Genomic DNA, 2,431 nt, shown 5'->3' on the forward strand with positions numbered 1-2,431 from the left:
CGCCTGCGAAGCGCCTCATTTCACGCTCCTGTTGCCCACCGGGTCTTAACTGGAATTTAAATGCCTGTAGTCGTTCCACAGGTCAATTTATATTTTGGTCTGTGAAAAAAGAAACCGATATCCGGCGTGGAAGGCATTGTGTTTTCCTGATGCATGTTCACCTGGTCTTTGTCACCAGATACCGACTCCAGATTTTTGACCATGACGCGACAGAAAAACTACGCACTTACTTTTCAAAGGTATGTGCTGATTTTGAAGCTGAACTGGTTGAAATGGATGGCGAACCAGATCACGTCCATTTGTTAATTAACTATCCTCCCAAACTGGCGATATCCAGTCTGGTAAACAGCCTCAAAGGCGTATCGGGTAGGTTACTGCGACGAGATCGACCAGATATTGCAGTCAGGTATTACTACAAAGGCGTTTTGTGGAGTCCTGGCTATTTTGCCAGTAGCTGCGGAGGTGCGCCAATATCCGTCATCCGCCAATACATTGAACAACAGCAAACACCTGGTCAGGTGGAAAACCGCGCCTTATATCCCCGCCCTGAAGGACGGGGTTTTACGGCGCACCGGATAAGAACGCACGGTATTCACCAGATCTTTTATCACTTCAGCCGCCACTTCTGGCACCAGCAAAGTCATCGGCGTCTCTGTTTCATAATCGACAGAAACGCCATTGCTGTTATTGGTGACGGTCACGGTATACGTTGCTTTGCCCATGATTCATTTCCCGTTATGAATGACTTTCCGTTGTTGCGCACCTTCCATCAGGACTTCAGGAGCCACGAAGAAGTCAATGTTGAAATAAGTATCGTCAGTCATGGCTTCAATGTTGTGCCACTTTTCTGGAGGGAACACCGCAAACTGCCCCACTTCGATAAGGATCACCTGATCAGGCTCTGCACTGTGTTCATCAGCGTAGCCGAGATATTTGACCGCCCCATGCATAACGGAAAGGCGTGGGTAAACCCCCGGGCGCGTTCCTTTATCAAGATGACGTTCGAATATTCCGGCAGGCGCAGTTTGTTTATTCCAGAAAGGCGTTGAGCGCGTATGAATATAATTCTGTGGGATTTGCAGCATCCTATTCCCTCCTTCGGGGAATGCGCTGAAAACGGTTTATTCCAGCCGTTTCAGGGTACGCCTGATAATTTGCATTTTAAATACCATTTATTGGTTACTTTTTAGCACCATATCAGAGAAAAATCAGGGAGGATTACAAGTGGGAAGCCCGCGACAACGCGGGCTGAATGTATCAGGATTGCAGCGTCGCCAGTCGGGCGGCGAAACCCACGAACATCAAACCAATCAGTGAGTTGCCAACTTTAGCCAGTTTCTTTTTGGTACGTATGTACTGCGTGACAAAAGCACCAGAAATAATCAGGAAGCTCAAATAGCAGAAACTCACCAGTTCCAGCGTCGTCGCCAGAATAAAGAATGAAATTCCCGTATGTGGGGCATTAACATCGATAAACTGTACGAAAAACGACACATAGAACAAAATGGCTTTCGGATTAGTCAGGCTCAAAATTAACGCGCGTTTAAAAATGGCCCCGTATTGGGGCTCATCGGATTTGGCCTCGTTATTTTTACCCTTCAGGGTCGCGTAGAGAATTTTACTCCCCAGATAGAGCAAATAAAACGCACCAAGATAACGTACAATGTTGAATAATATCGGGGTGGTCTTAATTAATGTCGCCACTCCAGCCCATGCCAGAAACATCAATACTGCATCGCCAATAAATACACCGCAGGCCGCAAGATAACCGCCTTTCATACCGCTACTGACGCTATTTTTGAGTACAAACAGGGTATTTGGCCCTGGCACCAACACAATAAAAATGGCCCCAACCAGATAGGTCCAGTAATTCAGAACCCCGTATTCAGCGAACACATTAACCTCTTTAATTATCTTTCGATCATGCGCGATTAAAGGTGAATATGCTAACCAATCTGTAGCGGCTTAGAAAGGAGAAAATCAGGTTTTAACCCGATATCAACCCGATAATTGAATCATTAATCAGGCATGCTCCAGTGAAAAATTCGGGTAGTGCTCGGCAAAATACTGGCGTAAAAATTCTACCGTTATCCGCACTTTCGCTGACGTCGCCAGCCTTGAAACATAAACGGCCCAGACGTTCGCTGGCTGGTAATATTCCGGTAGCACTTGCACTAAATGACCACTGGCAATGTTTTCGCTAACATCCCACCAGGAGCGCAGAGCAATCCCCTGCCCATCGAGACACCACTGATGGACAATTTCTCCATGATTAGACGACAGTGGGCCGGTGACTTTAATCGCATGGTGGCCTTCTTTATTGCGTAATTGCCAGACACCAAAAGGATGATCGCGCTCTTTAATGACCAGGCACGGCAATGCGGAAAGATCGGTTAAATGTTTCGGCGCGCCATGTTGCGCAATAAATTCC

The 2,431-nt window shown here is 46.9% G+C and carries 4 protein-coding genes and 2 pseudogenes; 1 reads left to right on the top strand and 5 read right to left on the bottom strand.

Annotation, left to right across the window (positions count from 1 at the left end; translation table 11 throughout):
• Nucleotides 1–79 (bottom strand): helix-turn-helix domain-containing protein (locus QZF50_RS23440; RefSeq protein ID WP_252180739.1); only part of this gene is annotated, 79 nt, incomplete at its 3' end.
• 22 nt (nucleotides 80–101) lie between these two features.
• On the opposite strand from QZF50_RS23440, the pseudogene tnpA reads away from it, so the two are divergent.
• Nucleotides 102–512 (top strand): annotated as a pseudogene (tnpA, locus tag QZF50_RS23445) (IS200/IS605 family transposase); the annotation flags it as partial.
• A 21-nt stretch (nucleotides 513–533) separates the two neighbouring features.
• Here the strand turns inward: tnpA and QZF50_RS23450 are convergent.
• From QZF50_RS23450 to dmlR, 4 genes and pseudogenes are all read right to left on the bottom strand, one after another.
• Nucleotides 534–722 (bottom strand): DUF1869 domain-containing protein, encoded by a 189-nt coding sequence (locus QZF50_RS23450; RefSeq protein ID WP_000513743.1) that lies wholly within the window; start codon nucleotides 720–722, stop codon nucleotides 534–536.
• Nucleotides 723–725: 3 nt separating this feature from the next.
• Nucleotides 726–1,085 (bottom strand): DUF1971 domain-containing protein YeaR, encoded by a 360-nt coding sequence (gene yeaR, locus QZF50_RS23455; protein WP_001471657.1) that lies wholly within the window; start codon nucleotides 1,083–1,085, stop codon nucleotides 726–728.
• A gap of 172 nt (nucleotides 1,086–1,257) precedes the next feature.
• Nucleotides 1,258–1,896: a leucine efflux protein LeuE gene (gene leuE / locus QZF50_RS23460; protein ID WP_000457202.1), complete on the bottom strand. Its 639-nt coding sequence runs from the start codon at nucleotides 1,894–1,896 to the stop codon at nucleotides 1,258–1,260.
• A gap of 126 nt (nucleotides 1,897–2,022) precedes the next feature.
• A pseudogene (dmlR, locus tag QZF50_RS23465) lies at nucleotides 2,023–2,431 on the bottom strand (DNA-binding transcriptional regulator DmlR); the annotation flags it as partial.

This window comes from uncultured Escherichia sp. (assembly GCF_948475835.1).
Classification (GTDB): Bacteria; Pseudomonadota; Gammaproteobacteria; order Enterobacterales; family Enterobacteriaceae; genus ECMA0423.

Coding starts and splice junctions, on each gene's coding strand:
- yeaR (WP_001471657.1), bottom strand. CDS start 1,085: ATGCTGCAAATCCCACAGAATTATATTCATACGCGCTCAACGCCTTTC.
- QZF50_RS23450 (WP_000513743.1), bottom strand. CDS start 722: ATGGGCAAAGCAACGTATACCGTGACCGTCACCAATAACAGCAATGGC.